The organism is Streptomyces hawaiiensis (genome assembly GCF_004803895.1).
Lineage (GTDB): Bacteria > Actinomycetota > Actinomycetes > Streptomycetales > Streptomycetaceae > Streptomyces > Streptomyces hawaiiensis.
On the sequence record NZ_CP021978.1, the window covers coordinates 2,872,625 to 2,890,843 of the forward strand.

Consider the following 18,219-nt stretch of genomic DNA (forward strand, 5'->3'; position numbering starts at 1 on the left):
AGACTCGGCTGCCGCGCCGGGGGTACTTCGCGTTTCATCGAGTCACACCCCCACCTTCCTTCCACGGAGGCCCCCACCATGACTCGGAACCACCCCCGGCCGTCCCGGCGGACCGTCCTCGGCGGGACCGTCGCCGCGCTCGCGGTGGCCGCCGGCACCGGCACGGCACAGGCCGCTCCCGGGACCCGCTGGCCGACCGAGTTCCCGCTGCCCGACGGCTGGCTCCCTGAGGGGATCACCATAGGCGGCAGGCCGTACGCGTACATGGGCTCACGCGCCGACGGCGCGATCTACCGCACCGACCTGCGCACCGGCAAGGGCGGTGTCCTGCACGAGGGCGCCGCCGGTCTCGCGTCCATCGGCCTGAAGCTGGACGGGGACGGCCTGCTGTACGTGGCCGGCGGCGCCTCAGGCACCGCGAGGATCGTCGACTCGCGCACCGGCGAGCTGCTCACCACGTATCGACTCACCCGGGACGCGGCCCCGTTCATCAACGACGTCGTCCTGCACGAGGACCGCGCCTGGTTCACCGACTCCCGTGCCGCGGTCCTCCACGGCGTCCCGCGCGGCCGGCGGGGCCGGGTCCGCGCCCTGCCGCTGACCGGTGAGTGGGTGCAGGCGCCCGCCGGGACCAACAGCGCCAACGGCCTGGTCGCCACGCCGGACGGCCGCGGCCTGATCGTCGTCAACGCGGGTCAGCTGTACCGCGTGGACCTCAGGACCGGGCACGCCGCCAAGGTCACGTTGCGGGGCGCGGCGGACGTGGCGGGCGGCGACGGCCTGGTCCGGCTCGGCCGCACCCTGTACGTCGTCCAGAACCGACTCAACAAGATCACCGTCTGGGACCTCGACAGGAAGGTCACCACCGCAACCCTGACCAGGACGATCACCGACCCCCGCTTCGACGTCCCCACCACCGCCGCCCGCCACGGCGACCGCCTCTACCTGGTCAACGCCCGCTTCACCAGCCCGCAAGTGCCTCAGACGACGTTCAACGCGGTGGCCGTGGCCCTGTGAGCGTCATGTCTTCAGGGCGTCGTACGTCACTCCGGTCAGCTCCTCGGATGCCGCCCACAGCCGCTGCCCCGCCACGTCGTTGAGGGTCCAGGGCGCCCGCCAGGACGGTGCGGGCGCCCCGCGCCACATGGCGAGGTGCGGGCCGGTGAAGGAGTCGGGCCGTACGCCGGGTTCTGTCGCGGCGTACAGGACCGGCAGCGCGCCCGCCTCGGCCGGCTGCGCGACGACCCGGTTGGCGATCCGCACGAGCCGCTCGGCGGCCGGGCGCCCCTCGGCGAGCGGCCCGGTGGTCTGGAGGTTGGTGGCCGCGTACCCGGGGTGGGCGGCGGCCGCCACCAGGTCCGTGCCGTGTGCCGCCGCCCGGCGCGCCAGCTCGTGCGTGAACAGCAGGTTGGCCGTCTTGGAACGGGCGTAGGCGATCCAGCGCCGGTAGCGCCGCTCGCTGTTGAGGTCGTCGATGTCGATGTTGGCGAGGGCGTGCATCCCGCTGGAGACGACCACGACCCGGGCCTCCGGCGCCGCCAGCAGCGCGGGCAGCAGCAGGCCGGTGAGCGCGAAGTGCCCCAGGTGGTTGACGCCGAACTGCGTCTCGAACCCGTCCACCGTCGTCCCGTACGGCAGCGCCATCACCCCGGCGTTGTCGACGAGCACGTCCAGCCGCTCGTAGGGGAATCCGGCCGCGAACTCCCGTACGGAGGCCAGGTCTCCGAGGTCGAGCCGGCCCAGCTCGACCCGGGCCTCGGGCAGTTCCGCACGGAGCCGGTCCACGGCCGCCTCGCCCCGGGCCCCGCTGCGGCACGCGAGCACCACCCGCGCGCCCTTGCGGGCCAGTTCACGTGCCGTGACGTATCCGATCCCGCTGTTGGCGCCGGTGACGACGGCGACGCGGCCGCTCTGGTCCGGGATGTCCTGTGTGGTCCAGCCTGGCATGGCAGGCTCCCTCCGTCGGTGGCGCGATCCAGCCTAAGAGGAGCCGCGCAGCCGACGGCGTGAGGGCCCGGGCCGCCACCGGGCCCTCCGGGCCGCCGTCAGCCCACCGGGCTCGACCGCCGGTCGTCCGGGAGGGGCCGGGTGTCGAGGTAGAACCACTCGGCGTCGGCGGTGGGCCGGGGAGAGGGTTTCGCCGCCGGTTCGCGCCATGCTTCCTCGGCCATGGCCGTGACGGGCCGCTTGGGAAGCGGTGCCGGGGCCTGCCCCGCGGGCGCCTCGGCCCGGTCACCGGCCGGCTTCGCCTCCCCCGGCATCAGCAGTTCCACCCGCAGCCCCAGCCCGCGCTGCTGGGCGGTGAACTCCTCGACCTGGTTGCGGCAGGCGTGGTCCACGTGGGTCACGCCCGTCAGGTCGAGCCGGATCCTCGGCTTCCCGGACGCGGCGGCGGCCTCCAGCGCCTCGATCACCTGCGGCAGCCGCAGGAACGTCGCGTTGCCGGCCATGACGACCTTCGCCGTGTCGTCCTCGACGTGTTGGCGGATCGCGGTCCGGGACATCCGCAGCGCGGCCAGCACGATGCCCGCGGCGAGGCCGATCAGCACGCCCTCCAGCAGCGCGGTCACCACGATGACCAGCGTGGTCAGCGTCATCACCGCGAACTCGCCCTTGTCCTGCCGCCACATCTTCGGGAACTCGGCGGGCCCGAACAGCTTCCAGCCACTGTGCACGAGGACACCGGCGAGCACCGAGATCGGGATCAGCGCGAGCACCTGCGGCAGCAGCAGCGCGAAGGCGAGCAGCCACAGGCCGTGCAGGGTGCGGGAGAGCCGGGTCTTGGCCCCGGCCTGGACGTTGGCCGAACTGCGGGCCACGACCGCGGTGATCGGGAGCGCGCCGAGGATGCCCGCGACGGTGTTCCCGGCGCCCTGGGCGATCAGCTCGGTGTTGTAGCGGGTGCGCGGGCCGCTGTGCATACGGTCCACCGCGGCGGCTGTGAAGAGGCTCTCGGCGGACGCGATGACCGTGAAGGTGAGGATGGCGGTGATGATCGCCCCGTCCGCGAGCCCGGCGAACTGCTCCGGCCCGGGCAGCGCCACGGACGCCAGCAGATTGCCCACCTGGAGCGTCTTCACGTCCACGCCGGGCAGCGCGGCGACCACGATGCCGATGCCCACGGCGACCAGCGCCGCCGGGATCTTCCCGGCCGGGCCCGGCACCTTCTTCCACACGAAGCTGAGCACGATCGTGACGACACCCAGCAGGGTGGCGGTCATCGCCTGCGGGTCGGTCACGACGCCGGCCAGCAGGCCGGGGAGGCCCGCCATGTTCTCGATCGCTGTGCCGGGGGCCTTGGCGTCGGCCATCGGATAGGCCTGGCTGAACATCAGCGGCACGCCGATGCCGGCCAGCATGCCCTGGACGACGGCGACGGAGATGGCCTGGAACATCCGGCCGAGCCGCACCAGTCCCAGGATGATCTGGAGGAGGCCGGCGAACAGCACGATCACGCCGAGCATGGCCACGCCGACCTCGGCGACGGTCTCCGCGACGAGCGCGGCGAGTCCTGCGGCCGGCCCGCTGACCTGGAGCGTACTGCCGCGGGCCGCGCCGACGACCAGACCGCCGATCACTCCTGAGATGATCCCCAGCTCGGCCGGCACACCGGAGGCGACGGCGACACCGATGCACAGCGGCAGGGCGACGAGGAAGACGACGAGCGAGGCGGTGATGTCGGTGACGAGGTCGGCCTTGGTCCGCGCTGTGCCGCCCTCGCCCTTCGCGCCACCCGTCACATGGCTGATCAGCCCACCCAGCACACCGCCCACGGCACCTCCGGCCGAGCCGCCCGCGGGTTCACCGGCCGGGCTGTCCGGCCGCCGGCTCGCGCCCCCTGCCGGGTCCCCCACCAGGCCGCCCCCGGGGCCACCCGACCGGCTGCCCGTGAAACCGCCCGCCCGACCGTCCGCCTGACGGTCGGACCGCCGACTCGCAGTGCCCCCCGACGGGCCCCCGACGGGACCACCCGACCGACCCCCCGTCAACCCGCCCGCCGGGCCGTCCGGCCCCCAGCCCTCGGCACCTCCCGACGGACCACGCACCGGCCCGCCCCCCTGCCAGTCCCCCGAGCCCCGCCAGGAGTCGCCGGCCCCGCAGTTCGCCGCGCCCTCCGCGGCACCGCCCGTCCGCCGCTGCGCGGTGTCCCCGTCGGAACCAGCGGCCCCCCAACCCGCCGCGCCCTCCCCGCGACCGCCCGGCCCCCATTCCCCCCAGCCCCCCTCGAAGCCACCCGCTCCCCGGTCCCCCGGGCCTTCGGAGGAACCGCCCGGCCCCCATTCCCCCGAGCCCCCTGCGAAGCCGCCCGGCTCCCAGCCCCCCGGGGAACCGCCGGACCCCCAGCCCGCAGCACCTCCCTCGGAACCAGCCGCTCCCCAGTCCTCCGCCGCGTCTCCCGTCGGACCGGTCGGCCGGCCACCCGGCGTGGCGCCGCCGCGTGCCCGCCCCCGCGCATGCGCCCCGCTCACGCGGCATGCACCCGGAACGCGCCGTCGTCGCCGAGTTCGTGGACAAAGCCCGTGTCGATCTCGTAGTACCAGCCGTGCAGCCGCAGCCGGCCCGCGTCGAGCCGCCGGCGCACCACCGGGTAACTCCGCAGGGCGGTCAGCTGGTTGACGACGTTGCCCTGGGAGACTTCCGGCAGGGACGGGTCGTCCGGCGCGGACTCCAGGACGGGGGCCAGTTCGGGGCGGGCGATGTGGAGCCAGGCGTCCACGCCGGGCAGGGCGGACAGGTCGTCGCCGGACTTCAGCGCGCCCATCGCGCCGCAGTGTGAGTGACCGCACACCACGATGTCCTGAACCCCGAGCACTTCCAGTGCGTACTCGATGGTGGCCGCCTCCCCGGAGGCCCCGGGCCGTCCGTGGGGCGGCACGATATTGCCCGCGTTGCGCAGCTCGAATATCTCCCCGGGCCGTGCGCCCGTGATGAGTGCGGGTATGACCCGGGAGTCCGAGCAGGTAATGAACAGCACCTCCGGATATTGCCCTTCGGCCAGTTTCCGGAATTCGCTGCTGTCGAAATCGGCGCGCGCCCTGAACGTGCGGGCACGGTTCAGCAATGCTTTCAAGGATGCCTCCTGAGCTGCGATTTCCCTCTATGGGCCCCCACCGTAGACGGACGACTTACAGAGGAAGGTTAAGCAAACTCCAGAACCCGGACAGGAATTGAACATTCTTTGTCCGGATACCCAGACGGTCGGTCATCTTGTAGCGTGTGAAGTCCCGGGCGGGCAATGCGAATTCACGCTGCCCGGATTCATGCCGGCTTCACGGAGAGACGGGACGTATGGGCCTACGAGTGCTGCTCATCGAGGACGACGAGACGATCGCCGAGCCGCTCACCGAAGGGCTCGGACACTTCGGGCTGACGGTGGACCACGTGGCCACTGGGGCGGAGGGGCTGAGAGGCCCGTACAACGACGTCGTCCTGCTCGACCTGGGACTGCCGGACATGGACGGCATCGACGTCTGCCGCGGTATCCGGCAGGTCTCGGACGTGCCCATCGTCATCCTCAGCGCCCGCGGCGAGGAGGCCGACCGTGTGCTGGGCCTGGAGCTGGGCGCCGACGACTACCTGGCGAAACCCTTCAGCGTGCGGGAGCTGGTGGCCCGGGTCCGGGCGGTGACCCGCCGCACGCAACGCACCCGGCAGACCTTCCCCGAGCCCCCGGGCACACCGGGCACGCCCGCCGCACCCGGCACCCCCGAGCCGCTGCCGCCCTACGAACCGGCCCCCTCCCCCACGTACGAGCCGGCCCCGGCCCTCGCCTACGACCCCCCTGCCCCACCGTCGTACGACCCGGCCCCCGGCCCCCCGCACGACCCGGGCCCGCTCGTGGTGGACCGCCGTACCCGCCAGGTCTGGGTCGGTGACTCCCCCGTGCCGCTCACCCCCAAGGAGTTCGACCTGCTGGCGCTCCTCAGCGAGGACCCGGGCGCGGTCTACTCGCGCCAGCAGATCCTCGACCGCGTCTGGGATCCGCACTACGACGGCCCGACCAAGACGCTGGACGTCCATGTGGCCGCGCTGCGCCGCAAGCTGGGGCACCCGGCGTGGATCAGGACACTGCGGGGCGTCGGTTTCCGGCTGGCGGTGCACACCGGGCCGAACGCCCCGCAGGTGGCCTCTCCATGACCCGACGGCTGTTGATCGGTTACCTCAGCCTCGCCGCGCTGGTGCTGCTCTGCCTGGAGATCCCGCTGGGCTTCGTCTACTCGCGCGGGGAGCGGGAGCAGGTGGTCAACGCGGCGAAGGACGAGGCCGAGTCGGTCTCCGCGTACGCCGCGCTGTCCCTCGCGGCGGGGCGGGCCGAACGGGACCTGCCCGCGCGGGTGGCGCACTGCGCCAAGCGCATCGGCGGCAAGGTGGTGATCGTCGGCGCCTCGGGCGCGCCGCTCGCCACCTCGCACCCCATGGACCCCTCGGTGTCCGGCGCCCTGGCCGACCGGCCGGGCATCGCGGCCGCGCTGCGGGGCACCTCCACGGTGGATGTGCGGACCTCCACGATCGGCGGGGTCGAGTACCTGTCGGTGGCCGCGCCGGTCGGTCACGAGGCGCAGCCGGTGGGCGCCGTGTGGCTGACGGTGCCCACGCGAACGGTGCACGAGCGGGTCCACCACGTGTGGCTGCTGCTCGCCCTGGGCGGGCTGGCCGTGCTGACGGCGGTGGCCGTGGTCGGCTTCGCCTTCGCCCGCTGGGCCGGCCGCCCCATCCGCGAACTGGAGCGGGCGACGCACGAGTTGGCGGAGGGCGGCGGCCGGTTCACCCCGGTGACGATCACCAAGGGCCCGCCGGAAGTGCGCAGTCTGGCCGCCGCGTTCAACCGCACCGCGGCCCGTCTCGCCCATCTGCTCGCCTCCCAGCGGGCGTTCGCCGGCGAGGCCTCGCATCAGCTGAAGACCCCGCTCGCGGCGCTGCGGCTGCGCCTGGAGAACCTGGAGCCGCACGTCGCCACCCGGGCCCAGGGCAGCCTCACCGCCGCCGTCACGGAGACGGACCGGCTCGCCCGGATGGTCGAGCACCTGCTGGCGATGGCCCGGCTCGAGGAGCACGCGGCGATCCCCGCCACCGTCGACCTGGGCGCGGTCTGCGCGGAACGGCACCGCACCTGGCAGCCGCTGTTCGCCCGGGAGGACGTCTCGCTCGTGCTCTTCGCGGGCGGCGTCGGCCCGGTGCTCGCGGTGCCCGGAGCCCTCGAGCAGATCATGGACAACCTGCTGTCCAACGCCCTGCGGGCGTCCCCGCCCGGCAGCACCGTCACGATCGAGCTGCGGACGCCGGCCCCGCCCCGCCGCGCCCTGCGCGACAGCCGTCCCCGCTGGGTCGACCTGCACGTCACCGACGAGGGCCCCGGCATGACGGAGGAGCAGCGGGCCCGCGCCTTCGACCGTTTCTGGCGCGCCCCGGGCGCTCCCAAGGGCGGCTCGGGGCTCGGCCTCGCCCTGGTGCAGCGTCTCGCCCACGCCGGCGGCGGCGAGGCGACCCTGCACACGGCGGCGACGGGCGGCCTGGACGTGGTGATCCGGCTGCCGTCCGTACGGCCACCGGCCGCGGGACCCGGACCGGGCACGGACCGGCCGAGGGGCGGCCGGAGACGGGAGGCCCCGGCGCTGCCGGCGTAGGGGGTGTCCGCCGTAGGACAGGCGGCACACAGCATGCCGTCCCACGGCCACGAGTTGTCCATGCCCCGTCAACCCTGTCCGCCTAGCGTCCCTCCCGCCTCCCCCCGCGCACAACCCTGCCGTCGACCGGCGGCAGGGCGGTACGGCACCTCTTGGAGTGAGAGTGGAACGTCGTAGCCTCCTGCGTGCGGCCGTCCTCGGCGGCACCTCGGCCGCCCTGGGCGGAACCCTGTGGCGCGGCGCCGCGTACGCGGCCCCCGCCCAGCCCGGCACCGGACCCTACGGGCCGCTGGGCGCCCCGGACACCAACGGCATCAGACTCCCCGGCGGCTTCACCAGCCGGGTGATCGCCCGGTCGGGCCAGCGGGTGGGAACCACGTCGTACACCTGGCACAACGCCCCGGACGGCGGCGCCTGTTACGCCGACGGCACGGGCTGGATCTATGTCTCCAACTCCGAAATCAATCCGTCGGGCGGCGCGAGCGCGGTGAGGTTCTCCTCGACCGGCGCGATCACCGGCGCGTACCGCATCCTGTCCAATACCCGCCAGAACTGCGCCGGCGGCAAGACGCCGTGGAACACCTGGCTGTCCTGCGAGGAGGTGGACCGGGGTTACGTCTACGAGACCGACCCCTGGGGCGCGAAGGCGGCGGTGCGCCGCGACGCCATGGGCCGCTTCAAGCACGAGGCGGCGGCCGCCGATCCCGTCCGCCGGGTCGTCTACCTGACCGAGGACGTCACCGACGGCTGCTTCTACCGCTTCCGCCCGACGACCTGGGGCGACCTCTCCTCCGGCACGCTGGAGGTCCTGGTCGCGGGCAGCGGCACGAGCGGCCCGGTCACCTGGTCCCGGGTCCCCGACCCCACCGGCGCGACGGCCACCCGCAACCAGGTGTCCGGCGCCAAGCGCTTCAACGGCGGCGAGGGCTGCTACTACGCGAACGACACCTGCTGGTTCACCACCAAGGGCGACAACCGCGTCTGGCAGTACAACGCCGCCGCCCAGACCGTCGAACTCGCCTACGACGACTCCCTGGTGACCAGCGGCACGGCCCCGCTGACCGGCGTCGACAACGTCACCGGCTCCGCCTCCGGCGACCTCTTCGTCGCCGAGGACGGCGGCAGCATGGAGATCTGCGTCATCACCCCGGCCGACGTGGTCGCCCCGTTCCTCCGCGTCGACGGCCAGTCCGGCTCGGAGATCACGGGCCCGGCCTTCTCCCCGGACGGCACCCGCCTCTACTTCTCCAGCCAGCGAGGCACCAGCGGCGGCTCCTCGGGCGGCATCACGTACGAGGTGACGGGCCCGTTCCGGGCGTAGCCGCCCGACCCGGTTTCACATAACCATCACAGATCGGTCACACCTCCCCCGCGCAGGGCCGCGCGGTCCTACGGTCATCCCCTCACGTACCGCCCCCGGGGGGATGACCATGACCAATCCGTACACCGGCCCGTACCCTGCTCCGCCCGCACCGCAGCCCGGCAGACCGGCGCCCCGCTGGGCCCGGAAGCGCTACGTGCTGCCCGCGCTCGGGCTGGCCCTGTTCCTCGGCATCGGTATGGGCGCGAGCGGCGGGGAGACCGGGAGCGACGCCAAGCGGGCGTCCGCCGAGCCGCGGCCGACCGTCACGGTCACCGCGACGGCCACCGCGACACCGCCCGCGCCGGAGCCGGAGCCCGCTCCCACCGTCACCGCCACGAAGACCGTCAGGGCCACCACCACGGTCACCGCACAGCCGGCGGCGGGCGGCGGCTCCGACGGCAACGGCTCGGGGGGCGGCGGCTCCGACGACAACGGCTCGGGCGGCGGCGGGGACGTGTACTACGCCAACTGCGACGCCGTCCGGGCCGCCGGTGCCGCCCCCATCCGCCGGGGTGAGCCGGGGTACGCCTCCCACCTGGACCGGGACAACGACGGGGTCGCCTGCGACACCTGAAGCCCGACATGCCGGTGACCATCGGCGCGTCCGGCCGTTCCACCGTTCGGGCAGCTCGTCCCGGGCTGCCCGGCCGACGGAAGGAACTCCACCGTGGACACGAGCGTGCCCGCCACCGACGTACAACGCGTGCTGCCGCGTGACGAGTGGGTCAAGACGCTGCCCCAGACCATCGTCGCGTCGTGCGTGCTGCTCCTCGACGCCGAGGACCGGATGCTGCTGCTGCGCTACGCGGACGGCCAGCCCGCTGCGGGGCTCTGGGGACTGCCGGGCGGCATGCTCGACCACGGCGAGGACCCCGTCGGCGCCGCGCGCCGGGAGCTGCACGAGGAGACCGGCATCTGCCTCGCAGGGGACCTGCGGTTCATCGGGTACGACCACCGGGCCGATGTGCTGGGCACGGGCCCGGTGATCGACTTCTACTTCCACGGCGGCCGGCTCCCGGCCGGGCAGCCCGTCCGGCCCAGTTCGGAACACGACCGCCACGGCCTCTTCGCCCTCGCGGACCTGGGATCCACCCCGTTGACGACCCGCGTGCCCACCCTCACCGCGCTGCTGACGGCGGCCCGGACCGGCACCGTCGTATGCCTGCGGGACGGTCTGCCGCAGTGACCGTCGCCAGGCCCTGAACGCACATGCGCGAAAGCGGGGCGGCACCTCCGCACAAGGTGCCGCCCCGCTCTTCTTCGTGCTCCGGAGCCGCCGCGATCGGTGAGGGTCGGGGACCGTCGGCGGCTCCGGGTTCTGTGGGCCCTGGCTAGCGGTGGTCGCTGCCCTGGGACTGGACCGCCGCCCGGCCGGCCTCCAGGCGGGCCACCGGGATGCGGAACGGGGAGCAGGAGACGTAGTCGAGTCCGACCTCGTGGAAGAAGTGGACCGACTCCGGGTCGCCGCCGTGCTCGCCGCAGACGCCGAGCTTGAGGTCGGGGCGGGTCTCGCGGCCGGCCTTGGCGGCCAGTTTCACCAGGGAGCCGACGCCGTCCTTGTCGATCGTCTCGAACGGGGAGACACCGAAGATGCCCTTCTCCAGGTACGCCGTGAAGAACGAGGCCTCCACGTCGTCGCGGGAGAAGCCCCACACCGTCTGGGTCAGGTCGTTCGTGCCGAAGGAGAAGAACTCGGCGGCCTCGGCGATCTGACCGGCGGTCAGGGCGGCGCGCGGCAGCTCGATCATCGTGCCGATGGACAGCTTCAGCTGCGCGCCCGAGGCCGCCTCGACCTCGGCGATGACCTGGTCGGCCTCCTCGCGCACGATCTCCAGCTCCTGGACCGTGCCGACGAGCGGAATCATGATCTCGGCGCGCGGGTCGCCCTTGGCGGCCTTGCGCTCGGCCGCGGCCTCGGCGATGGCCCGGACCTGCATGGTGAACAGGCCGGGGATGACCAGGCCGAGGCGCACCCCGCGCAGACCGAGCATCGGGTTCTGCTCGTGCAGGCGGTGGACGGCCTGGAGGAGGCGCAGTTCGTTCTCGTGCGGCTCCTGGCGGGACTCGGCGAGGGCCACACGGACGGACAGCTCGGTGATGTCCGGGAGGAACTCGTGCAGCGGCGGGTCCAGGAGGCGGACGGTGACCGGGAGGCCGTCCATCGACTCGAAGAGCTGCACGAAGTCCTGCTTCTGGAGCGGCAGCAGCTCCTTGAGGGACTCCTCGCGCTCGGCCTGCGTGTCGGCCAGGATCAGCCGCTCCACCAGCTCGCGCCGGTCGCCGAGGAACATGTGCTCGGTGCGGCACAGGCCGATGCCCTGGGCGCCGAAGCGGCGGGCGCGCAGCGCGTCCTCGGCGTTGTCGGCGTTGGCGCGCACCCGCAGGCGGCGCTTGCGGTCGGCGAAGGCCATCATGCGGTGCACGGCCTCGACCAGCTCGTCGGCGTCGTCGGCGCCCGGGTGCATGCGGCCCTCGAAGTACTCCACGACCGGGGAGGGGACGACCGGTACCTCACCGAGGTAGACCTTGCCGGAGGAGCCGTCGATGGAGACGACGTCGCCCTCCTCGACGACGTGCCCGCCCGGCACGGTCATCCGGCGGCGCTTGGTGTCGACCTCCAGCTCCTCGGCGCCGCAGACACAGGTCTTGCCCATGCCGCGCGCGACCACGGCCGCGTGGGAGGTCTTGCCGCCGCGGGAGGTCAGGATGCCCTCGGCGGCGATCATGCCGTCCAGGTCGTCGGGGTTGGTCTCGCGGCGGATCAGGATGACCTTCTCGCCCGAGCGGGACCACTTGACGGCCGTGTAGGAGTCGAAGACGGCCTTGCCGACGGCCGCGCCGGGCGAGGCGGCGATGCCCCGGCCGACCTTCTCGACCTTCGCGTCCTCGTCGAAGCGCGGGAACATCAGCTGCGCGAGCTGGGCGCCGTTGACGCGGGTGAGCGCCTCGGCCTCGTCGATCAGGCCCTGGTCCACCAGCTGGGTCGCGATGCGGAAGGCCGCGCCCGCGGTGCGCTTGCCGACGCGGGTCTGGAGCATCCACAGCACACCGCGCTCGATGGTGAACTCGATGTCGCAGAGATCTTTGTAGTGGTTCTCCAGCGTCTGCATGATCTGCATCAGCTGGTCGTACGACTTCTTGTCGATCTGCTCCAGCTCCGCGAGCGGCACGGTGTTGCGGATGCCCGCGACCACGTCCTCGCCCTGGGCGTTCTGCAGGTAGTCGCCGTAGACGCCCTGGTGGCCGGAGGCGGGGTCGCGGGTGAACGCGACGCCGGTGCCGGAGTCGGGGCCGAGGTTGCCGAAGACCATGGAGCAGACGTTGACGGCCGTGCCCAGGTCGTGCGGGATGCGCTCCTGGCGGCGGTAGAGCTTGGCCCGGTCGGTGTTCCAGGAGTCGAAGACCGCGTGGATGGCGAGGTCCATCTGCTCGCGCGGGTCCTGCGGGAAGTCCCGGCCGGCCTCGGTCTTGACGATCTTCTTGAACTTGGTGACGAGCTTCTTGAGGTCGGCGGCCTCCAGCTCGGTGTCGACCGTGACCTTCTTGGCCGTCTTCGCCGCCTCCAGCGCGTCCTCGAACAGCTCGCCGTCGACGCCCAGGACGGTCTTGCCGAACATCTGGATGAGGCGGCGGTAGGAGTCCCAGGCGAACCGGTCGTCGCCGGCCTGCTTGGCCAGGCCCTGCACCGACTTGTCGGAGAGGCCGATGTTGAGGACGGTGTCCATCATGCCGGGCATGGAGAATTTGGCGCCCGAGCGCACCGACACCAGCAGCGGGTCGTCGGCCTGGCCGAGCTTCTTGCCCATGCGGGCCTGAAGCGCGTCGAGGTGCGCACTCACCTCGTCACGCAGTGCCGCCGGCTCCTCGCCGCTGTCCAGGTAGGTCTTGCAGGCCTCGGTGGTGATCGTGAAGCCGGGAGGGACCGGAAGACCGAGGTTCGTCATCTCGGCGAGGTTCGCGCCCTTGCCACCGAGGAGGTCCTTGAGGTCCTTGTTGCCCTCGGTGAAGTCGTAGACGAACTTCACGCCCTCAACGCTCGCGGCCTGCTCGGCTACCGGGAGATCTTTGTTTTCCGACACGGGTCTCGACTCCTCGAGGACGCGGTGGCTGCCCTGACGGCCAGGAACATACCCAGATCAAAGGCGTCTGGGTACGTCCACTCGCGCGTCATACGCCTGTAACCACTCGTCCGCCAGCGGATCGAAAGTCAAGGCTCGGCAAGCGATCACAGGCTCGTGTTTTCACTTCTTGAACACAAGAACCTTCTCAGACCCTCCTGAGCGCTCATGTGAGCAGTGATTCCGCCCATTTGATTTCGCTCGATGAACGATCAAAGGGTGGCACTCAGTGCCACCCTTTGGAGAAGTGCAGTCGCCCAAGATCCGCTCATCTGAGCGCAACCCTCATCAGGGGTGGCGAGAATCACGCTGCCACAGCCGCCGGGATTTCACCATGCGGACGCGTCCCGGGACCGAAACGCGGCCGTCACACCCCGAGCGCGCGCAACCGCTCCTCGACCCGCTCGGGCGCGTAGAGATGCTCCACGACCATCGCACCGGCCCCGACCAGCGCGGCCCGCTCACCCAGCCGCGCGGTCACCACGTCCAGGTGGGCGGTGGAGCGGGGCAGAGCCCGCTGATAGAGCAGTTCGCGTACGCCCGTCAGGAAGGGAGTTCCGGCCAGATCCCCGGCGATCATCAGGACGCCGGGGTTGAGCAGGGTCACGACGGTCGCGAGGACGTCCCCGACCCGGCGCCCGGCCTCCCGGGCGAGCCCGACCGCCTCGGGGTGCCCGGACGCCAGCAGGTCCCGTACGTCCGAGCCGGAGGCCGCCGGCACCCCGGCCTCCGCCAGCCGCCGTGCCACCGCGCCGCCGCTCGCGACGGCGGCCAGACAGCCGTACGCACCGCACCGGCACAGCGCCTCGGCGCCCTCCGGCACCCGGATGTGCCCGATGTCGCCGGCGCCGCCGTCGACGCCCCGGAACACCGAGCCGTCCACCACGACCCCGGCGCCGATGCCGGTGGAGACCTTGACCAGCACGAAGGCGGAGCAGTCGGGGTGGCCGGCGCGCTGTTCGCCGTACGCCATGAGGTTGGCGTCGTTGTCCACCAGCACCGGCACCCCGGCGGCGCCCGCGTGCTCGGTGAGCGCCCGGGCCAGCCGGCCCCTTATGTCGTAGCCGTCCCAGCCGGGCATGATCGGCGGCTGGACGACGCGGCCCGTCTCGGTGTCGACCGGGCCGGGCACCGCGAGGCCGACCCCGCAGACCGCCTCGGCGCCGTGCCCCGTCTTCTCCAGCAACTCGGCGAACCAGCGGCCGAGTTCGCCGAGTACGGCGTCCGGCCCGTCCTCGACGACCAGGGTGCCGGACTGTTCGGTGAGGATCTCGCCGCTCAGCGACAGCACGGCCGCCCGGGCGTGCCGGGTGTCGAGGTCGGCGGCGAGGACCACCGCGTGCTCGTCGTCGAACTCCAGGGTGATGGAGGGCCGGCCGCCGAGCGGGGAGTCGACCGGCCCCCCGGCGCCCTCGCGCAGCCAGCCCGCGCGGAAGAGCCGGTCCAGCCGCTGCCCGACGGTGGCCCGGGACAGTCCGGTCGCCTGTTGCAGCGCACCCCGGGTCACGGCGCGGCGACTGCGCACCAGTTCGAGCAGATCGCCGGCGCTCGCCTGAACGCGTCCCGTCATGCGCACCCCCTTGTGTTTCCCAACCCTGCATTACATATTGGGTTTTGCGTGTTAAATAGACGTAACCCTACGGTAGCCCCTGCCGATCCTGGTCAGGAGTACGTCTTTGGGAGAGCCCCGAGTGGATCGCAACGCCCAGCTCACCACGCGTCCCGCGAGGCGCGGTATCGCATACGATCCGGCCGCCGCGCCGCCTTCCCTGCAGGCCAGGGCCGCGCAGGTGCTGGAGGGCAACTGGACGGGCAGGTCCACCGTGCCCTCGCGCGGTCTGTATCCGCACCAGTGGTCGTGGGACTCGGCGTTCATCGCGATCGGCCTGCGGCACCTCTCGCCGTTACGGGCCCAGACGGAACTGGAGACGCTGCTGGCGGCCCAGTGGGCGGACGGGCGGGTCCCGCACATCGTCTTCAACCCCTCCGTCCCCCTCGACGCCTACTTCCCGAGCCCCGACTTCTGGCGCTCGTCGGCCGCCGGGCGCACCGCCGGCGCCCCGCGCACCGTACAGACCTCCGGGATCGTGCAGCCACCGGTGCACGCCCTGGCCGCGTGGCTGGTGCACCTCGCCGACCCCGGCCTGTCCAGGGCGCGCGGCTTCCTCACCCGGGCGTACCCCCGGCTGGCCGCCTGGCACGGCTACCTCCTGCAACGGCGCGACCTCGGCGGGGGCGGACTGGTCTCCGTCGTGCACCCCTGGGAACAGGGGATGGACAACAGCCCCTGCTGGGACCGTCCGCTGTCCCGGGTCACCCCGGCCCCGGCCCGCTCCTTCCGCCGCGCCGACCTCGACCACGGCGCCCCCGACGACCGTCCGACGGATCTGGACTACGGGCGGTACGTGCGGCTGGCGGCCGACTACCGGGACCGCGGGTATGCCGACGGTGGAATCGGAGGGGCGGCCCGCAGGACCGCGGTTGAGGGCGGTGGGGGGAGACGGGCGGGCGACTTCGCCGTGGAGGACCCGGCGTTCAACGCGCTGCTCGTCGCCTCCGAGTACGCCCTGGCCCGGATCGCCCACGAGTTGGGCGCGCGGGACTCGGCACGGGAGGTCCGCGCGGAGCGCCTGACGGCGGCCCTGGTGGAGCGGCTGTGGGAACCGGCGGCGGGGATGTTCCTGTGCCGGGACGTGCGCGCCGGGGAGCTGATCCCCGAGCGCGGTGTCTCCGGCCTCGTCCCCCTGCTGCTGCCCGCCCTGCCCGGCGACCTCGCGGCCACCCTGGTCCGCACGATGTGCGGCCCGCACTTCGGCCTCGGCGGCACGACCCGCCTGGTCCCGAGCTACGACCTGCTCGGCGAGGCCTTCGATCCGCACCGCTACTGGCGCGGCCCGGCCTGGTTCAACACCAACTGGCTGCTGGAGCGCGGGCTGCGGCTGCACGGCGAGCGCGGCCGGGCCGACGCCCTGCGCAAGGGCATGCTGCACACCGCCGGCGCCTCCGGCTTCGCGGAGTACGTCGACCCGTACACGGCACAGGCCTGCGGCGTCACCGGCTTCGGCTGGACCGCCGCGCTCACGCTCGACCTGCTGCACGACCGGCCCGCACGGGGCGGGAGCGGCCTCACGGCGATCAAGGGAGGGGACCGGGGATGACGGACCGGCATCATCTGCTCGTGCACGGCCGGACGTTCGCCGCCGTCGGCGACCGCGGCGACATCAGCGGCTACCGGGGCGGCAGCGCCCCGGACGGCATGTTCGTACGGGACGCCCGGCATCTGAGCCGGTGGCAGCTCACCGTCGACGGGGCGGTGCCCGACACGCTGACTCCGGTGGCGGACGGGGACACCGCGCGCTGTGTGCTCGTCCCGCGCGGTGGCCGCGACGAGCCGCCCGCGTACACGCTCTTCCGGGAACAGGCCGTCGGGGACTCCTCGTTCGTGGAGTCGCTGCGCGTCACCAGCAACCGCCCGGTGCCGACGACGGTCCGTCTCGCGGTCACCGCCGACGCCGACTTCACCGACCAGTTCGAGCTGCGCTCCGACCACCGCACCTACACGAAGGCCGGCGCCGTCCGCTCCCGCCGAGTGCTCGGCCACGGAGTGGAATTCGCCTACCGGCGCGGCGAATGGCGTTCCGTCACGACCGTGACGGCCGATCCCCGGCCGGACGCCGTGGAGGAGACCGGCACCGGCGCCCGCCGCCTGGCCTGGAGCCTGGACCTCGCACCGCACGGCACCGCCGAGCTGACCCTGCGGGTCATGGCCCGCCCGCACGGCGACCGGCGCGCCCTGCGCGTTCCCCGCTCCCCCGCCGCCGTCCAGGAGCGACTCCGCGACCGCGAGGGCGATTTCGTCCAGGGCGTGGCCTTCCCGAGCGGCTGGCCCGAGCTGGCCGCGGCCTGCACCCGGGGTCTCGCCGACCTCGCGGCCCTCCAGGTCCCGGCGACCGGCCCGGACGGCGAGGAGCTGCGCGTCCCGGCCGCCGGCGCCCCCTGGTTCCTGACGCTGCTGGGCCGGGACGCCCTGCTGACCTCGTTGTTCGCCCTGCCCTACCGGCCGCGGCTGGCCGCCGCCACGCTGCCCGCGCTCGCCGCGACCCAGGCCACCCAGGCCGGCGCCGACGGGATCGCGCAGCCCGGCAAGATCGTGCACGAGGTGCGGCACGGCGAGCTGGCGCACTTCGGCCAGGTCCCCTACGGCCGCTACTACGGCTCGGTCGACGCCACCCCGCTGTTCCTCGTCCTGCTCGGCGCGTACACCGAGCACACCGGCGACACCGCCCTGGCCCACCGCCTGGAACCCCACGCCCGGGCCGCGATCACCTGGATGCTCGACCACGGCGGCCTGACCTCGCGCGGCTACCTCGTCTACCGCGCCGACCAGGGCGGTCTCGCCAACCAGAACTGGAAGGACTCCCCCGGCGCCATCTGCTCCGCCGAAGGCACCCGCCCGCACGGCCCGGTGACGGCCGCGGGCGCCCAGGGCTACGCCTACGACGCCCTGCGCCGCACGGCGGGCCTGGCCCGCACGGTGTGGCAGGACGCGACGTACGCGCATCTGCTGGAGCAGGCGGCCGGAGACCTGCGCGACCGTTTCCAGCGGGACTTCTGGATGCCGGAGCACTCCTTCCCGGCCCTCGCGCTCGACGGCCGGGGCAAGCAGGTCGACGCGCTGGCCTCGGACGCCGGGCACCTGCTGTGGTCGGGGCTGCTGGACAAGGAGTACGGCGAACTCGTCGGACGGCGGCTCCTCGAACCGGACTTCTTCTCCGGCTGGGGCGTGCGCACCCTCGCCGCCGGGCAGCCGGCGTACCACCCGCTCTCCTACCACCGCGGCTCGGTCTGGCCGCACGACAACGCGCTGATCGCCCTGGGCCTGGCCCGCTACGGGCTGCACGACGAGGCCCGCGCGATCGCCCACGGCCTGGTCGACGCGGCGGGCACGACCGGCCACCGGCTGCCGGAGGTCCTCGCGGGCTACGGCCGCGACACTCACCCGGAGCCGGTGCCGTACCCGCACGCGTGCGTGCGTGAATCCCGTTCGGCGTCGGCCCCGCTGGCGCTGCTCACGGCGGTCGGCGTGGTCTGAGGGCCGGTTGGCCCGCCGTTT

13 protein-coding genes are annotated in these 18,219 nt (G+C 73.1%); 8 read left to right on the forward strand and 5 right to left on the reverse strand.

All coding sequences use genetic code 11. The annotated features are described in order from the left end of the window. Positions 1–78: 78 nt before the first annotated feature. The gene (locus CEB94_RS13260) at positions 79–1,017 is read left to right on the forward strand and encodes an NHL repeat-containing protein (protein WP_175432419.1); all 939 of its coding nucleotides are present in this window, start codon (positions 79–81) and stop codon (positions 1,015–1,017) included. Positions 1,018–1,020: 3 nt separating this feature from the next. Here CEB94_RS13260 and CEB94_RS13265 read toward each other — a convergent pair whose 3' ends face one another. From CEB94_RS13265 to CEB94_RS13275, 3 genes are all read right to left on the reverse strand, one after another. Continuing rightward, positions 1,021–1,947, reverse strand: coding sequence for an oxidoreductase (locus CEB94_RS13265; RefSeq protein ID WP_175432420.1), 927 nt, complete (start codon positions 1,945–1,947; stop codon positions 1,021–1,023). A gap of 98 nt (positions 1,948–2,045) precedes the next feature. Then, a complete protein-coding gene (locus CEB94_RS13270; RefSeq protein WP_246112152.1) occupies positions 2,046–3,740 on the reverse strand; it encodes a SulP family inorganic anion transporter in 1,695 nt (564 codons plus the stop codon). 725 nt (positions 3,741–4,465) lie between these two features. Beyond that, complete coding sequence (locus tag CEB94_RS13275) at positions 4,466–5,071, reverse strand: carbonic anhydrase (RefSeq protein WP_175432421.1); 606 nt, start codon at positions 5,069–5,071, stop codon at positions 4,466–4,468. Between the two features lie 218 nt (positions 5,072–5,289). Between CEB94_RS13275 and CEB94_RS13280 the strand changes: the two genes are divergently transcribed. From CEB94_RS13280 to CEB94_RS13300, 5 genes are all read left to right on the forward strand, one after another. Continuing rightward, positions 5,290–6,138: a response regulator transcription factor gene (locus CEB94_RS13280; RefSeq protein WP_175432422.1), complete on the forward strand. Its 849-nt coding sequence runs from the start codon at positions 5,290–5,292 to the stop codon at positions 6,136–6,138. Further along, a complete protein-coding gene (locus CEB94_RS13285; RefSeq protein WP_175432423.1) occupies positions 6,135–7,625 on the forward strand; it encodes a sensor histidine kinase in 1,491 nt (496 codons plus the stop codon). Before CEB94_RS13280 ends, CEB94_RS13285 begins: the two co-directional genes overlap by 4 nt. 163 nt (positions 7,626–7,788) lie before the next feature. Further along, positions 7,789–8,946, forward strand: coding sequence for an alkaline phosphatase PhoX (locus tag CEB94_RS13290; RefSeq protein ID WP_175432424.1), 1,158 nt, complete (start codon positions 7,789–7,791; stop codon positions 8,944–8,946). A gap of 109 nt (positions 8,947–9,055) precedes the next feature. Next, the gene (locus tag CEB94_RS13295) at positions 9,056–9,562 is read left to right on the forward strand and encodes an excalibur calcium-binding domain-containing protein (protein ID WP_175432425.1); all 507 of its coding nucleotides are present in this window, start codon (positions 9,056–9,058) and stop codon (positions 9,560–9,562) included. A 93-nt stretch (positions 9,563–9,655) separates the two neighbouring features. Then, positions 9,656–10,174 carry an NUDIX hydrolase gene (locus CEB94_RS13300; RefSeq protein ID WP_175432426.1) on the forward strand — a complete coding sequence of 173 codons (519 nt, stop codon included), beginning with the start codon at positions 9,656–9,658 and terminating at the stop codon, positions 10,172–10,174. A gap of 145 nt (positions 10,175–10,319) precedes the next feature. Here the strand turns inward: CEB94_RS13300 and ppdK are convergent, their stop codons facing one another. Together ppdK and CEB94_RS13310 are read right to left on the reverse strand one after the other, a co-directional pair. Further along, positions 10,320–13,067, reverse strand: a complete 2,748-nt coding sequence (gene ppdK, locus CEB94_RS13305) for a pyruvate, phosphate dikinase (protein WP_425472454.1) — start codon at positions 13,065–13,067, stop codon at positions 10,320–10,322. 406 nt (positions 13,068–13,473) lie between these two features. Further along, positions 13,474–14,676: an ROK family transcriptional regulator gene (locus CEB94_RS13310; protein ID WP_175432427.1), complete on the reverse strand. Its 1,203-nt coding sequence runs from the start codon at positions 14,674–14,676 to the stop codon at positions 13,474–13,476. A 121-nt stretch (positions 14,677–14,797) separates the two neighbouring features. Between CEB94_RS13310 and CEB94_RS13315 the strand changes: the two genes are divergently transcribed. Both CEB94_RS13315 and CEB94_RS13320 read left to right on the forward strand, forming a co-directional pair. After that, positions 14,798–16,264: an MGH1-like glycoside hydrolase domain-containing protein gene (locus CEB94_RS13315; protein ID WP_175432428.1), complete on the forward strand. Its 1,467-nt coding sequence runs from the start codon at positions 14,798–14,800 to the stop codon at positions 16,262–16,264. Further along, the gene (locus CEB94_RS13320; RefSeq protein WP_175432429.1) at positions 16,261–18,198 is read left to right on the forward strand and encodes an amylo-alpha-1,6-glucosidase; all 1,938 of its coding nucleotides are present in this window, start codon (positions 16,261–16,263) and stop codon (positions 18,196–18,198) included. Before CEB94_RS13315 ends, CEB94_RS13320 begins: the two co-directional genes overlap by 4 nt. Positions 18,199–18,219: the final 21 nt, after the last annotated feature.